Source organism: Streptomyces hesseae (genome assembly GCF_031845785.1).
Taxonomy (GTDB): domain Bacteria; phylum Actinomycetota; class Actinomycetes; order Streptomycetales; family Streptomycetaceae; genus Streptomyces; species Streptomyces hesseae.
Window position 1 is genome coordinate 63,997 of record NZ_JAVRFI010000015.1, and the last position, 14,487, is coordinate 78,483.

Consider the following 14,487-nt stretch of genomic DNA (forward strand, 5'->3'; position numbering starts at 1 on the left):
TTATTCCGCCGGTTCCGCCGGCTCCGCCATGATGTCGCTGAACACCACCCGGGCGTCCTCCGTGTACGCCCCGATGCCGCCCCGCAGATACGGGCGTTCCTGGTCCTCGTAGGCGACCAGCCCCTTGCCGTCGACGCTCACCTCCATGTGCGCCCCGCGCTGGGCCACCTTCACCCCCGACCAACGGCCGATCGGGAAGCCGTCCGAGCCCGTGGCCAGAAACCGCTGCCCACCGGGGTACGCCGGATCACGCTTGCCCAGCTCCCAGCCGTTGGGCTTGAGGGTGATGTAGTAGAAGTGCTCCGGGTCCTTGTACGCCCACACCAGCCACGGCACCTCCCAGGGATTGGGCTTGGGGGTGCGCAGCTGGGCGACCGTGCGCATCCGGGCCTGGAGGTTCATGTCGCCGTACTCCTGGGTCGACACGATCAGCCCGGCGTGGGTCTCGCCCGGCTCCCGCGAGGGCTTGGGGGAGAGGGCCAGGCCGTCGTGGCGGCCGATGTTCTCGCCGTGCCCGTCGAAGACCGAACGCCACGGGCCGTGGACCGATCCCTCGGTCCACGGCCGGGCCGGCTCGCCGTCCCCGCCGCCCCGGATCGCGTTCACCGCGAAGGCGAGCCCCGCCACAGCGGCGGCGCCGAACAGAGCGAGGGCGAGGAGCCGGTGAACTCTCGTCATGCCGTCGAGTATGACCCCGGACCGCCGGGCTGGGGGACGATCAGCGGCTCCGGCGTGGGCGCCGCGCCGGCGTCCGCGCCGAAGTCCTCGGCCAGCTGCGCCACGATCCGCTCGGTGGCGAGTCCGTCCCCGAAGGGATTACCGGCCTTCGCCATGCTCGCGTACGCCTCCTCGTCGTCCAGCAGCTGCATGGCGGCTTCCAGGATGGCCTGCGGTTCGGTGCCCACGAGCCGGGCCGCGCCCGACTCCACCGCCTCGGGCCGCTCGGTGGTGGTGCGCAGCACCAGGGTGGGCTTGCCGAGGGTGGGGGCCTCCTCCTGGATGCCGCCGGAGTCGGTCAGGACGAGGTCGCAGCCGGCGAGCGTGGCGGAGAAGTCCACATAGCCCAGCGGCTCGACGATCCGGACGGCCGGGTGGTCGGACAGCTCCGGCAGCAGGGCCTCGCGGACGGCGGGACTCTTGTGGAGCGGCAGGACGATCTCCACGTCGCCCCGGTCGGCGAGACGGCGCAGGGTGCGGCCCATGGCGCGCATCTTGTCGCCCTGGTTCTCGCGACGGTGGAGGGTGATCAGGACGCGCCGCAGATCGCTGTGGAAGAGGTTACGGCCGTTGCCCTGGTCGAGCACCCACAGCAGGTTGTCGATGACGGTGTTGCCGGTGACGAACACCTCGGCGGCCGGCACACCCTCCGCTGTGAGGTGGCCGGCCGCCCGGGTCGTGGGCGCGAAGTGCCAGCGCGCCATGCGCCCTATGAGGCGGCGGTTGAGCTCCTCGGGGAAGGGGTTGTCCAGCACTCCGGTGCGCAGTCCGGCTTCCACGTGGGCGACGGGCACGTGCTCGTAGAAGGCGGCGAGGGCGCCGGTGAGGGCGGTGGTGGTGTCGCCCTGGACGACGACGAGGTCGGGCCGCTCGGCGCGGACGACGTCGCCGAGGCCGTCCACCAGCCGGGCGGTGAGCTTGGAGAGTTCCTGCCGGTCGCGCATCACGTCGAGCTCGACGCTCGCGGGGACCTGGAGGAGCTCCAGCATCTGGTGGAGCATCTCGCGGTGCTGACCGGTGGTGACGACGACGGGTTCGAAGAGCGGGGAGGCGGCCATGGCGCGGGCCACGGGCGCGAGCTTGATGGCTTCCGGCCGCGTGCCCAGGACGAGCATGGCGCGCACGGGCGTGGTGATGACGTTCGGGGACATGGTTCTCCCTCGGAAGGTGCGTGCTTGACCGATGAGTGGAGATGCGTGGAGGAGTCGCGCGTCAGGTGCGCGCGGTCTTGAGCCAGGTCTGCTTGCCCGTGAGCATGCGCCACAGGCCCCACCAGCCGGCCGCGAACCAGATGTAGCCGTAGATGACGAAGAGGTGGGAGAGGAGGACGGCGCGGACGATTCCGAGCCCCCGCTCGCGTCGTGAGTAGACCCAGCCGTAGGCGTACGCCGCGGCGAAGGACAGGACGTACGGGCCGACGATCCACATGGGGGACACCAGCGGGCGTCCGGCCTCGACGGAGCCGACGACGGTGCCGCCCACGGCGACGACGAAGGACAGCGGCAGCAGTGAGGTGAGCAGGATCAGGACCGGGCTGGAGAGGTGGTACAGCAGGTCCACGGCGGCCTTGGTGGGCACCTCGCGCAGGATCATGGGCACCAGTCCGGCGGACTGGAGGTGCCCCTGGAACCAGCGGGAGCGCTGGCGCACCAGGCGGCGTACGTCGAGCACCGCCTGCTGGCTGACCGCGGCGGTGGTGCAGTGGTGGTTGGTCCAGCCGCGTGCGATCAGGCGTACTCCGAGATCGAGGTCCTCGGTCAGGGAGTCGCTCCAGGGGCCCTTGCCGTCCTTCATCAGGGTGTCGAGGGCGGCGAGCCGCATGAACTGGCCGTTGCCGCCCATGCCGACGCTGCCGAAGTAGCGCCGGGCGGTCTGGAAGATGTCACCGTAGATGACGAATTCCATGTCCTGGAGCCGGGCGAGGACGCCTTGGTGACGGTTGTACATCCGCACGCCGACCTGGGTGGCGCCGGTGCGCGGGTCGTCGAAGTAGGGGTCGACCGCCTGGACGATGTGGGGGTCGAGGCGGCCGTCGGCGTCCACGACGCAGACGATGACGTCGGTGGGGTCGCGGCCGTCGAGGATGCCGGAGTCCCGCAGGTGGCGGATGCCCGCGTTGAGGGCCGCGCCCTTGCCCTTGCGGGCGTTGGGCAGCTGCCGCTGGAGGAGCCTGACCCGTTCGGGGTCGGCGGCGCGGGCGATCTCGGCCGTGCGGTCCTCGGAGGCGTCGTCGATGACGAGGGCCATGAAGTTCCCGGCCGGTAGTGAGGTGATCCGGGCCAGGCTCTCGGTGAGCACCTTTTCCTCGTTCAGACAGGCGAGGAGAAAGATGTAGAGGCGTTCGGCGCGGGGACCGCGGTCACGGCGTACTCGTCGTCTGGACAGGACGAACAGGGTGGAGTTGTAGCAGCCCGCCATCACGATGATGGCGATGCTGGCCCAGAGGAGGACCTCCGTGATCATGAATGTTCACCGGAGTTCCGGAGAACGAACCAGAATTTCGCCGTAAGCAGCGCCACGGCTATCGCGCAGTAGAGCAGGAATCCGGCACCGGCCGCTTCCTGGAGTCCCCTGGCAAAGGGTATGCCCGGCAGAACTTCTGGGGCTGCCGTCAGTCCGGCCATGGGCAGGACTGTCCCCAGAGCGGGTTTTCCGTACATGAGTTCCCCCCGGATTGCGCCTCGTTCGTCGTGCCGAGGCATGCGCAGGGAAGGTATCAGATGACTAGCTGCAATTAACCCTTCATGGTGAGAGATGTTGAATCGGAATAGAGAATTCTGTGGACCGACCGGTAGTTATGCCTGATTGTGTGGCGCATGTGACTGGTGGGGTTGAAGGTCTGCACCAATTGGGTTGTTAGGAATTGCACGGTACGGACCATCGTTCGCTATTGACACTCCTCTAACGGGCCACAAGAATCAGCCAACTGTCGGGGCTTCACATCGGCGGTCCGCGCTGTCATCGCACGGCGTCCCGGGTGAAGGGCCGGCCAATAGCCGGCAAAGGCCGGCCAATCAGGGGGGAACGAAAATGAAAAACAAGCGGGGAAGAGCGCGACTTTCCCGGGTCTCACTCATCCTGTCCGTCATAGCCGCCCTGCTGGGCGGCTTCGCTCTTTCGACGGGTGCCGAGGCCGCGATAGGCGGCGGCGGTGGCTGGAAGCCCCGCCCCTCCTACGGCCTCAAGGGGGTCGACAAGGCCTCGCTGTCGGCGGCCAGCACCAATGACCTCAAGGCGTGGGTCGCCGCCCGGCTGGCGAACGACCGCAAGCGCCGCGCGCACACCCTCACCATCACCCCGGCCAAGGCGCCGGCGACCGTCAAGTCCGCCGCCTTCCAGACCCTCGCCGCCTCGACCGGCCCCTCGGCCCTCGTCCTGTACGACAACACGGGGCCCTACGGCTACCTCGGCGAGCTCTACGCGATGGCGATCGCCAATCTCTCGGGCCACTTCGGCACCGTCACCTCCAAGCCCGTCTCCGCCTACACGGCGGGCATGGTGGAGCAGTACACCGCCACGATCTACGTGGGCTCGACGTACTACGGCGGGACGATCCCGGACGCCATTCCGGCCGCCTTCTACCAGGACGCGCTGAAGACCAGTAAGCCCATCGACTGGATCGGCGACAACATCTGGAACATGGCGAACGCCGTGGGCATCGAGACCTTCAAGCAGAAGTACGGCTGGGACCCGACCAACTCCTACTTCGACAACGGCAGTGGCGTCGGCAACATCACCCAGGTCGCGTACAAGAACCAGACGCTGACCCGGAAGATCCCCACGGGCTACGACGGCGGTGTGCTCCACCCGGCCATCTCCGGCGGTGCCTACCCGCAGGTCACCACCCTCGCCACGGCCACGGACGCCAACAGCGGGGCCACCAGCCCCTGGGCGATCCGCTCGGCCAACCTCACCTACCTGGGCGAGATCCCCTTCGCCTACGTCTCCGAGTCGGACCGCGTGATCGTCTTCGAGGACCTCCTCTTCGACGCGCTCGCCCCGGCGACCGCCGATCGCCACCGGGCGTTCGTCCGGCTGGAGGACATCAGCCCCAAGTCCGACCCGACGGAGCTGCGGGCGATGGCCGACTACCTGGCCTCGCAGAACATCCCCTACGGGATCAACGTCATCCCCGTCTACACCGACCCCAAGGGCGTCTACAACAGCGGCAAGGCCGAGACGATCACCCTGGCCCAGGCCCCGCAGGTCGTCTCCGCGCTCAAGTACATGCTCCAGCACGGCGCGGTCCTGATGGATCACGGCTACACCCACCAGTACAGCAACATCAACAACCCCTACACCGGCGTCACGGGCGACGACTTCGAGTTCTTCCGCGCCCACGTCGACGCGAGCGACAACGTGATCTACGACGGGCCGCCCGCCGAGGACAGCACGGTCTGGGCCCAGAGCCGGGTCACCTCGGCCCTCGCCGGTTTCACCGCGGCCGGCCTGCCCAAGCCCACCCTGTGGACGACCCCGCACTACGCCGCCTCGGCCGCCGACTACAAGGTTTTCGGCCAGAACTACACGGCACGGCTGGAGCGTTCGCTGTACTTCGCCGGAACGCTGAGCGGCGGAACGGTGAACCCCGCACGCTACATCGGCCAGTTCTTCCCGTACTCGGTCAAGGACGTCTACGGTACGACCGTGCTCCCCGAGAACATCGGGAACTATGAGCCCGTGCCCTACAACAACCACCCGGCACGGCTCCCCGCCGACCTGATCGCCTCCGCCAAGGCCAATCTGGCGGTCCGGGACGGAGTGGCCAGCTTCTTCTACCACCCCTACTACGCCGTGGACCCGCTGAAGCAGACGATCGAGGGCATCAAGGCCCTGGGCTACACCTTCGTGGGCCCGACGGCTCTCGCTCAGTGAACAGCTCGGTGAACAGGAGCCTGACCTAAGTGAACGTGATGAGGAGGACGGCCGCCGCCCTGGCGACGGTGGCCGTCCTCCTCGTCGCCGGATGCTCGTCGTCCGGCGGCGAGGACCCCACCCCCGGCCCGTCCACGAGCGACCGGAACGGCCGGCCCGACGACAGGAAGGTGAGCGGGTTGCGGGGCATGACGCTCCCCTCGTGGAACACCGACGACTACGCCAGTCCCAAGGCCGAAACGTATCTTCGGCAGATCGCCGCCACCGGCGCCCGGTGGGTGACCTTCACCCCCACCTGGTACCAGGACCGCGTCACCGACTCGGCCATGCGCACCACGGGCGAGACGGCGAGTGACGACAGCCTGCGGCACATCGTCAAACTCGCCCATGACTCGGGGCTGAAGACGATGATCAAGCCCCATGTGGACCTGACCAAGGGCGGCGACCGCGCCGAGATCAAGCCCAAGGACCGGGACGCCTGGTTCGCGGCGTACGGACGCTTCATCACCCACTACGCCCAACTGGCCGCCGAGGCGGGCGTCGAGCAGTTCTCCGTCGGCACCGAGCTCGCGGGCACCTCGCGGGACGGCGAGCGCTGGGGAAGGACCGTCGCCGCGATCCGTGAGCACTACAAGGGCCCGCTGACGTACGCCGCCAACTACGACGAGTACCAGAAGATCCCCTTCTGGAAGGACCTCGACGTCATCGGCATCGACGCCTACTGGCCGCTGGCCGACAAGGCCACCGCGGACCCGGCCCGGCTGCGGGAGGGCTGGCGGCCCATCGTGGACGAGCTCGCCGCCTTCTCGGCCCGGCAGCACCGGAAGATCCTCTTCACCGAGGCGGGCTACGTCAGCCAGCGCGGCACGACCACGGCTCCGTACTCCTGGACCGTCAGCAAGCGCGACGGCGACGCCGAACAGGCCGCCGCCTACGAGGCCCTGTTCGCGGCCTTCGACGGCAAGCCCTGGTGGGCGGGCGTGTGCTGGTGGATGTGGGACGACTGGCCCGACAGCGGCGAGACGGCGAAGCGGTTGGCGTACACGCCGCACGGAAAGCCGGCGGAGAAGGTTCTGCGGAAGTGGTGGGGTAAGCAATAGCGGGGGTCCGGGGGCGCAGCCCCCGCAAACCTACGTGTCGCACTCCAACTCCGTCCGGCACAACGCGCACCGCGCCCGTACGCGCCCCCGCACCGGCACGCGAATGCGCTGACAGCACGTGGGACACGGAAAGACGACCCCGGCGTCCTCGAAGGCGTACCCCGCCTCCGCCGACGCCGCGCCGGTCCGCCGGTCCCGCGCGTACCGGTGGCGTCCCAGCCGTCCCGCCCCCGCCAGCGGCGGCCGCCGCTCGTCGCGGCGCGCCCGATCCCGCCCGCGGGTGTACGCCTCATACGCCTGCGGGCTGGTGAACCACGGCGACGGGTCCTCCCCGAAGAGCAGGGCCCGCTTCGCCAGTACGTACCCGAACTCCTCCGGCGTGAGGTACCCGAGCTTCTGCGTGGCGGCCGACGACTCCCGGTACGCGTCCAGCAGCAGCCACCCCGCCCCCAGATACGCGGCGGCCGTGTCCGTGAGGATCTCGTTGTCCCGGGTGCCGGGGAACTCGAGCCCGAGCCGGTGCAGATAGACGTGCATGACCTCGTGGGAGAGGGCGGCGCCGACGTCCCTGCGGTGCTCCTTGAAGCGGGAGTTGAGCTCGATGAAGTACTCCGGCCCGGCCGCGAGCTCGACGTTCCCGGCGTGCCGCATGTCGCGGAAGCTGACGATCATCCGGGCGTCCGGCAGCCGCAGGTGCCGCACCATCTCGCGGGCGACGCGCTGCACCCCGAGGTAGGGGTCCTCGTCGTCGGAGAAGGCCACGTCCACCGGGAGCACGCTGGCGGCGAAGGCGTGCACGCCGTCGTAGGAGAGCCGCCGGTAGAGCGCCGTGATCGCCGACCGTACGGTCTCGGCGTGCGGGAATCCGTGCTGGATCTCGATGCCGTCCGAGCCCACGCGTGACCACCCCCTGAGGTTGGCGCTGCCCTTCCACTGTAGGGGCGGAACCGGGGCCTCGACTGTCCGAAAAGGCGGCTAGGTCGCAGCCGTCCCCCGGCCCGATAATCACAACACGCATTGTCATGAGCCCAACAAGGCCATGGAGGGCCGCCCGGACCCCGTGGGCCCGGCACCCCACCGCCCCCCGGCCCGCTCATCGGCGCGATGCGCACAACCTCCCACGAAAGGAAGAGCGTTGCGCAACCACCTCAAAGCGCTCAGGAGATGCACGGCCGCCGGCGCGGTCGCCCTCGCCGCGCTCAGCCTCCAGCCCGGCACCGCCCAGGCGGCGGACCCCGGCCCCGGTGTCGTCGGCGGCGTCCGCGCCGCGCAGGGCGAGTTCCCGTGGATGGTGCGGCTGTCCATGGGCTGCGGCGGAGCCCTCTACACCCGGCAGATCGTCCTCACCGCGGCCCACTGCGTGAACGGCAGCGGCGCCGACACCTCCATCACCGCCACCGCCGGCGTGGTCGACCTCAACTCCGCGCAGGCCGTCAAGGTCAAGTCCACCCAGGTCCTCCAGGCCCCCGGCTACAACGGCAAGGGCAAGGACTGGGCACTGATCAAGCTCGCCAAACCCATCGACCTGCCCACCCTCAAGATCGCCAACACCACCGCCTACAACCAGGGCACCTTCACCGTCGCCGGCTGGGGCGCCGACCGCGAGGGCGGCAGCCAGCAGCGCTACCTGCTCAAGGCCGACGTGCCCTACGTCGACGACGCCACCTGCCAGGGCGCCTACGGCGACAGCCTCACCCCCGGCGAGGAGATCTGCGCCGGCCTCATGGACACCGGCGGCGTGGACACCTGCCAGGGCGACTCCGGCGGCCCCATGTTCCGCAAGGACGACGGCGGCGCCTGGATCCAGGTCGGCATCGTCAGCTGGGGCAACGGCTGCGCCCGCCCCGGCTACCCCGGCGTCTACACCGAGGTGAGCACCTTCGCCCCGGACATCGCCTCCGCCGCCACGAGCCTCGGCGGCTGAACCGGCGACCAGACCGGCGACCGGACCGGCGATCCGCCCGGACCGGAGACCCGACCCGCCCGGCCCGCACCGCGCGTCCGGCCTGTACCACGCGACCCGCGCCCCGACCGTCCGACCCGGCCGGTGCCGCGTGGTCCTCACCCGTACGCACGGCCGTCCGCACCCGGACGGACCAGCGCCGGCGCGGGTTCCGGCGGCACGCCCCCGACCCCGCCGAGCCGCACTTTGGTATGACGCGGGAGGGGCCCCGTCATCCTTTCGGCCGAGACGAGAATGGTCGGACAGTCGAGGTGTGGGGCGGATAAACGTCCGTAACGTAAAGGACGCGGCTGCCGAGGACCGGCGGCCGACCGAGCCGCCCGCCATGGAAAGGCACCCCGTGTCCGTCAAGTCCCGCCTCGCCGCCGCCACCGTCCTCGCCGCCGCCGTCGCGGCCGTGGCGTACCCGGCGGCGACCGCCGTCGCGGCGGACCGGGACACCGGCGTCATCATCGTGGGCAAGCCCGCCGACACCGCCCCCGCCGTGGCGGCCGTACCGGCGGACGGCGCGACCGGTACGCCCGGCCGCGCCGACCACGACACCCGCCCGGGCCGTCCCGGCACCACCGTCCGGCAGGTGCTCCTCCCCGACGGCAGCCGGGCCCGGCTGACCTCCGGCAACGGACCGGCCACCGTCACCGTCACCCACGGCGGAGCGCGCCACACCATCGACGCGAGCCGCCCCTCGGCCGAGCTCGACCGGCTCCACCTGCGGATCCTCGGCGCCGACACCACCCACCCCACCCTGCGCGCCCAGCTCGACGGCAGCCGGCTGCCGAACTACTACGACTTCGCCTCCGGCTCCCTGCGCCACACCCTCGACGGCACCGACCTCGACCGCCTCGCCGCCACCGGCGACACGATCAAGGACTACCGCAAGGCCCCCGCCGCCGGGCACACCACGCACGCCGCGCACCCCGGCGACGCCCGGGCCAAGGCCTCCCAGGACGTCCAGGTCAAGGACCGGGGACACGCCAAGCCGCCCCACGACACCTCCGGCAACCCCGTCAAGCGCGTGGTCGAGGCCGGCCAGGTGATCAAGGCCAGCCATGACGCCGGAGAGGTCGGCACCCCCGTCATCGTCGGCGGTATCGCCCTGCTGGCCGCCGGCGGCGCCTACGGCGTCCGCGTCGCGCTGCGCCGCAACGGGCGGAGCGCCGACTGACCGGACCTCCGTAGAGGGGGGCACGGCCGGGGGGCCGGGGGAGCTGCGGTTGCGGCACCCCCGCGCCCCCGGTGACATGGAGGGACCCGGCAGCGTGGCCATGGCTCTCCGAGCGGCACCCCACCATGGCGGCCGAGCCATGGCTTCTTCTTCAAGGTTTCCGATCAAGGTCGCCGATCAAGGCTTCCGAGGAGCGAGGGCACAGTATGGCGGTCAGCGTGGTCATCGCGGACGACCAGGAGATGGTCCGCACGGGGTTCCGGATGATCCTGGAGAGCCAGCCCGACATCGACGTCGTCGCCGATGTCGTCGACGGCGAGGCCGCCCTGGCCGCCGTCGAGGAGCACGACCCCGACGTCCTCCTCCTCGACATCCGCATGCCCAAGGTGGACGGCCTGGAGGTCACCCGCCGGCTGTCCGCCCACGCCGCCGCCCACCCCGACCGGGCACAGCGCCCCCGCATCGTCATCGTCACCACCTTCGACCTCGACGAATACGTCCACACCGCGCTGCGCAACGGCGCCTCCGGCTTCCTGCTGAAGGACGCCAGCCCCGCCATGCTCGTCGAGGCCGTCCACGCCGCCGCCGTCGGCGACTCCCTGATCTCCCCCGCGATCACCGTCCGGCTGCTGCGCGACATGGCCCCCGCGAGCACGAGCGCGCCGGCCGCCCGGCGGCCCACCGAACCCCTCACCGACCGCGAGGCCGACGTCGTGCGCTGCCTCGCCCGCGGCGCCACCAACGCCGAGATCGCCGCCGAACTCTTCGTCTCCCTGTCCACGGTCAAGACCCACCTGGCCAATGTGCAGCTCAAGCTCGACGCCCGGAACCGCGTCGAGATCGCCGCCTGGGCCTGGGAGAGCGGGCTGGCCACGGGCGGCACATGAGCGGCGGCACATGAGCAGATGGGCCGGATGGGCCGTCCGGTACCCCCGGCGGGCCACAGTCGCCAAGGCCGTCCTGGGGGCGGTCCTGCTCTGTCTCGTCGGCCTGGAGGGCATCGCGCTGGCCCGCCAGCCGAGCCGGCCGCACGCCATCGTCCTCGCCTCCGGCGTCCTCGTCTGCCTGTGCGCCGTCCCCTACAGCTGGATCCCGCTGACCGTGCGCGCGAGCATCGCGACCGGCATCTCCCTCGTCGCCTCCGCCGTCCTGATGATCGGACAGCATCCCCGGATCGTCTGGGGCATGGGCGAGGACGTCGCCCTGCTCGTGCTGTTCACCGTCGTCGTCAGCCGCGCCTCCAACCGCGCCGCGGGCGTCCTCGGACCGCTGCTCGCCGTGGCGATCGTCGCCGCGCCCATGCGCGACCTCAACCCCCAGTGGTTCACCGCGCTCTTCTCCATGCTGCTGGTGGTCGTCGGCACCTACTCCCTGCTGCTGCGCGGCCACGCCCGCCAGCGCGTCCGCGACCTGGCCGCCGTCCGCACCGCCGAACGGCTGGAACTCGCCCGGGAACTCCACGACCTCGTCGCCCACCACATCACGGGCATCGCGGTGCAGGCGCAGGCCGCCCGCTTCACGGCCCTGGAGGGCCCCGCGGCGGCCGGCGCCTTCCAGCGCATCGAGACATCGGCGAGCGAGGCGCTGGGCGCCATGCGCCGCCTGGTCGGCGTGCTGCGCGAGGGGGAGGCCGAGACCGAGCCCGTCGCCGGGCTGCCGGAGGTCCGCGCCCTGACCGAGGAGTTCGCCCGTACCGGCCCGCCCGTCGCCCTGTACATCGAGCGGGGCATGGAGAACTGGATCCCGGGCGAGGTCGCGGCGGGCGTCCATCGCGTCGTCCGCGAGTCGCTCACCAACATCCGCAAGCACGCCGCCGACGCCACGGCCGTACGGATCGGGGTGCGCGGCGTCCCCTCGGGCGTCGAACTGCGCATCGCGGACGACGGCAAGCGGGGCGCCCAGCTGGCGGAGAAGGCCCGGGGCGGCGGCTTCGGGCTCGTCGGGCTGACCGAGCGCGCCAAGGCGATGGGCGGCTCGCTGCGGGCCGGGCCGGCCCCGGAGGGCGGCTGGCAGGTGACCGCGCTGTTCCCGGTGGACCGGGCGGCCCGGGGCGAGCCCGCCTGACGTTCATGCGTTCGCCGGGGGCTCAATCCGCCGACGGCGCAAAGCCTGGGATCTTCACGTGACGCGCGCCTAGCGTGACCGTATGACGGAGACGACGATCGAAACCTCTCAAGTGACGCCCAACGTATGGATGATGACGTTCGCGGTGGGCCAGTCGTACGCGGTGCGCCTGCCGGGCGCGGAGGGCTGGGCGCTGGTGGACACGGGGCTGCCGGGGCACGCGGAGCGGATCCTGGACGAGCTGGCGAAGCTGGGTGCCCGCCCGGGGGACGTCCGGGAGATCGTGCTGACCCACTTCCACGTGGACCACGTGGGCTCGGCGGCCGATCTGGCCGAGGCCACGGGGGCGAGGGTGCTGGCGGGCGCGGGGGACGCGGCCGTGATCCGGGGCACGGTGCCGGGGCCGCCGCCGGTGCTGGAGGACTGGGAGGTCCCGCTGTTCGAGTCCGTGCAGGCGGGCCTCGTGGACGTGCCGCCGGTGCGGCCGTGCCGGGTGGACCGGGAGCTGGGGGAGGGGGACGTCCTGGAGTGGGGCGAGGAGGTCCGGGTCGTACCGGTGCCGGGGCACACGGAAGGCAGCACGGCCCTGCACCTGACCCGGTCCGGGGTGCTGTTCACGGGTGACACCATCGCCAACGTGGGCGAGCTGATGATGGGCGTCTTCAACACCGACAGGCCGAGGGCCGTCGCCTCCTTCCGCCGTCAGTCGACGCTGGGAGTTCAAACGGCCTGTTTCGGTCATGGCACGCCGATCGTGGGCGGGGCGGGGGAGGCCCTGAAGGCCGTGGCCGACCGGCTGACGGCATAAGGAAGCGGGGGGCGCCACCGGCGCCCCCGCACTCACCGAGCCCTGGGGCTCAGATCTTCCAGACCTGGTCGGCCCAGGCCGGGTTGCAGTCGTACTGAGCGGCGGGCGAGCCGTTCTCGCTGTCCCGGGAGAAGACGACGAGGCACCGCTTGCTGTGGGTGTTGCGGATCTGGTAGCCGCCCGTAGCGACCGGCACGAGGTCCCACACCTGGTCGGCCCAGGCGGGGTTGCAGTCGTGCTGGGCGGCGGGGGAGCCGTTGTCCTGGCCGTTGGCGTAGACGACGAGGCAGCGCTTGCTGAGGGAGTTGCGGATCTGGTAGCCGCCGGTCGCGACAGACTCCAGCTCCCACACCTGGTCGGCGTAGGCGGGGTTGCAGTCGTACTGCGTCGCCGGGCCGCCGTTGTCCGGCGTCCGCCAGGAAACCACCAGGCAGCGCTTGCTGAAGTCGTTCATCAAGGACGCGGTCTTCAGCCGGGCCTGCTGGACCCACGGGCCGAGGTCGTCCACACGGGTCCCGGTGACGCCCTTGCGGGTCTCGGTGGAGCCGAGGCAACCGGTCTGCCAGGAGGCGGTGGTGATGGCCGTCAGCTCGGCGCGGCCGTCCTTCTCCCGGAACGCCGGGCCGCCGCTGTCGCCCTTGCAGACGCTCGCGTCGGCCGGGGCCTTGGCGACGAGGCCGGTCGTGGTGCCCTGGACCGACGCCACGGTGAAGGTGGCCGAGTGCAGCCGGGAGGGCGCCCACTCGTCCTTCGTCCGGCCGTAGCCGGCGACGCGCAGCACCTCGCCCTGGCCGGGCGCGGCCGTGCCGATGGCGACCGGGGCGACATCGGTGACGGGCTCGGCCAGCTTGGCCAGGACGACGTCACGGTCGTCACGGGTGAGCAGTTCCGTGACCGCCACTGTGCGGCCCTTGTCGGTGCCCAGGTCGGTACGGCCGACCGTCACCGTGGTCTTCAGCTTCGGCGCCCCGGCGGTGGGCTTGGTGGTGCCGTCGGCGAAGCAGCCCGCCGCGGTCATCACCCAGCGCTGGTCCACCAGCGCGCCCGAGCAGCTCCGCTTGCCGTCGCCGATGTCCACCTTCGCGGTGAAGGCGTAGGCGCCGTCGGCGGCCGGGTCGCCGACGACGGCGTGCGCCGGCGCCGAGGTGAGCAGGCCGGCGGCGAGGGCGGCGGGAAGAAGAGCCGTGAGCCATGCGGCACGCGGACGTCTGCCAGACATCATCGAGGTCCTTAGTGGTACGGATGAGGGAGAAGCTGGCACGGTCCGGACGGCCAGGACGATGATCCCAGAAGTGGATCAAGGTCGGCCAGTCCTGGGAAACAAGTGATATGGCGCATTCCTGATGCCTCAGGACGGCACCGCCCCCTGCTGTCCGTAGCAGAGGCAGAAGGGGTGCCCGGCCGGATCGGTGAACACCAGGAACCCGCGCTCCCGGCCGCCACTGTCGTGCAGGAACGTCGCACCGAGCGCGACGACCTCCCGCTGGGCACGCTCCACGTCCTCACGGGTGTCGACGTCGAAGTCCAGGTGCATCTGCTGCGGATGAGCGGGATCCGGCCAACGGGGCGGGACGTACTCCCCCTCCACCCGCTGGAAGGCGATCCGCTGCCGCGTGCCCGGATCGGTCAGCCACACCCAGCCGGGGTCGCTGTCGTCGGCGTCCACCCGCCAGCCGAGCACGGCGGAGTAGAAGCGCGCCAGGGCGAGCGGATCGGGACAGTCGACGACGACACACTGCAATTTCGCGATCATGAGGCCATCATGCCGCGCCGCGCCCGCACCCATTTCCACGCG

Annotated in this window: 14 protein-coding genes; 7 read left to right on the forward strand and 7 right to left on the reverse strand. The window is 71.0% G+C overall.

The annotated features are described in order from the left end of the window. From RM609_RS22080 to RM609_RS22095, 4 genes are all read right to left on the reverse strand, one after another. Entirely contained in the window at positions 1–678 is a 678-nt protein-coding gene (locus RM609_RS22080) for a LamG domain-containing protein (protein ID WP_311613236.1), read from the reverse strand. Further along, positions 675–1,868, reverse strand: coding sequence for a non-hydrolyzing UDP-N-acetylglucosamine 2-epimerase (wecB, locus tag RM609_RS22085; protein WP_311613237.1), 1,194 nt, complete (start codon positions 1,866–1,868; stop codon positions 675–677). Before wecB ends, RM609_RS22080 begins: the two co-directional genes overlap by 4 nt. Before the next feature lie 61 nt (positions 1,869–1,929). Beyond that, positions 1,930–3,180 (reverse strand): glycosyltransferase, encoded by a 1,251-nt coding sequence (locus RM609_RS22090; RefSeq protein WP_311613238.1) that lies wholly within the window; start codon positions 3,178–3,180, stop codon positions 1,930–1,932. Then, positions 3,177–3,341 (reverse strand): hypothetical protein, encoded by a 165-nt coding sequence (locus RM609_RS22095; protein WP_311613239.1) that lies wholly within the window; start codon positions 3,339–3,341, stop codon positions 3,177–3,179. Before RM609_RS22095 ends, RM609_RS22090 begins: the two co-directional genes overlap by 4 nt. A gap of 406 nt (positions 3,342–3,747) precedes the next feature. Between RM609_RS22095 and RM609_RS22100 the strand changes: the two genes are divergently transcribed. Together RM609_RS22100 and RM609_RS22105 are read left to right on the forward strand one after the other, a co-directional pair. Then, entirely contained in the window at positions 3,748–5,592 is a 1,845-nt protein-coding gene (locus RM609_RS22100; protein ID WP_311613240.1) for a DUF2334 domain-containing protein, read from the forward strand. 38 nt (positions 5,593–5,630) lie between these two features. After that, a complete protein-coding gene (locus RM609_RS22105) occupies positions 5,631–6,692 on the forward strand; it encodes a glycoside hydrolase family 113 (RefSeq protein WP_311613327.1) in 1,062 nt (353 codons plus the stop codon). Positions 6,693–6,722: 30 nt separating this feature from the next. Here the strand turns inward: RM609_RS22105 and RM609_RS22110 are convergent, their stop codons facing one another. Further along, on the reverse strand, positions 6,723–7,589 hold the full coding sequence (locus RM609_RS22110; protein WP_311613241.1) for a hypothetical protein: 867 nt from the start codon (positions 7,587–7,589) through the stop codon (positions 6,723–6,725). Between the two features lie 238 nt (positions 7,590–7,827). On the opposite strand from RM609_RS22110, the gene RM609_RS22115 reads away from it, so the two are divergent. The 5 genes from RM609_RS22115 (at position 7,828) to RM609_RS22135 (ending at position 12,692) form a co-directional block, all read left to right on the forward strand. Beyond that, a complete protein-coding gene (locus tag RM609_RS22115) occupies positions 7,828–8,616 on the forward strand; it encodes a S1 family peptidase (protein ID WP_311613242.1) in 789 nt (262 codons plus the stop codon). Between the two features lie 379 nt (positions 8,617–8,995). Continuing rightward, entirely contained in the window at positions 8,996–9,820 is an 825-nt protein-coding gene (locus RM609_RS22120; RefSeq protein WP_311613243.1) for a hypothetical protein, read from the forward strand. A 206-nt stretch (positions 9,821–10,026) separates the two neighbouring features. Next, on the forward strand, positions 10,027–10,707 hold the full coding sequence (locus RM609_RS22125; RefSeq protein WP_311613244.1) for a response regulator: 681 nt from the start codon (positions 10,027–10,029) through the stop codon (positions 10,705–10,707). 10 nt (positions 10,708–10,717) lie between these two features. Then, complete coding sequence (locus tag RM609_RS22130) at positions 10,718–11,884, forward strand: sensor histidine kinase (protein ID WP_311613245.1); 1,167 nt, start codon at positions 10,718–10,720, stop codon at positions 11,882–11,884. Positions 11,885–11,966: 82 nt separating this feature from the next. After that, positions 11,967–12,692, forward strand: coding sequence for an MBL fold metallo-hydrolase (locus RM609_RS22135; RefSeq protein ID WP_311613246.1), 726 nt, complete (start codon positions 11,967–11,969; stop codon positions 12,690–12,692). Between the two features lie 49 nt (positions 12,693–12,741). Here the strand turns inward: RM609_RS22135 and RM609_RS22140 are convergent, their stop codons facing one another. Further along, complete coding sequence (locus tag RM609_RS22140; protein ID WP_311613247.1) at positions 12,742–13,911, reverse strand: trypsin-like serine protease; 1,170 nt, start codon at positions 13,909–13,911, stop codon at positions 12,742–12,744. Between the two features lie 129 nt (positions 13,912–14,040). Next, positions 14,041–14,445: a VOC family protein gene (locus tag RM609_RS22145; protein ID WP_311613248.1), complete on the reverse strand. Its 405-nt coding sequence runs from the start codon at positions 14,443–14,445 to the stop codon at positions 14,041–14,043. Positions 14,446–14,487 lie beyond the last annotated feature (42 nt).

Bases quoted from the DNA above. Each gene is read 5' to 3' on its own strand.
- RM609_RS22080 (WP_311613236.1), bottom strand. From the start codon at position 678: ATGACGAGAGTTCACCGGCTCCTCGCCCTCGCTCTGTTCGGCGCCGCC.
- wecB (WP_311613237.1), bottom strand. From the start codon at position 1,868: ATGTCCCCGAACGTCATCACCACGCCCGTGCGCGCCATGCTCGTCCTG.
- RM609_RS22090 (WP_311613238.1), bottom strand. From the start codon at position 3,180: ATGATCACGGAGGTCCTCCTCTGGGCCAGCATCGCCATCATCGTGATG.
- RM609_RS22095 (WP_311613239.1), bottom strand. From the start codon at position 3,341: ATGGCCGGACTGACGGCAGCCCCAGAAGTTCTGCCGGGCATACCCTTT.
- RM609_RS22100 (WP_311613240.1), top strand. From the start codon at position 3,748: ATGAAAAACAAGCGGGGAAGAGCGCGACTTTCCCGGGTCTCACTCATC.
- RM609_RS22105 (WP_311613327.1), top strand. From the start codon at position 5,631: ATGAGGAGGACGGCCGCCGCCCTGGCGACGGTGGCCGTCCTCCTCGTC.
- RM609_RS22125 (WP_311613244.1), top strand. From the start codon at position 10,027: ATGGCGGTCAGCGTGGTCATCGCGGACGACCAGGAGATGGTCCGCACG.
- RM609_RS22130 (WP_311613245.1), top strand. From the start codon at position 10,718: ATGAGCAGATGGGCCGGATGGGCCGTCCGGTACCCCCGGCGGGCCACA.
- RM609_RS22135 (WP_311613246.1), top strand. From the start codon at position 11,967: ATGACGGAGACGACGATCGAAACCTCTCAAGTGACGCCCAACGTATGG.
- RM609_RS22140 (WP_311613247.1), bottom strand. From the start codon at position 13,911: ATGTCTGGCAGACGTCCGCGTGCCGCATGGCTCACGGCTCTTCTTCCC.
- RM609_RS22145 (WP_311613248.1), bottom strand. From the start codon at position 14,445: ATGATCGCGAAATTGCAGTGTGTCGTCGTCGACTGTCCCGATCCGCTC.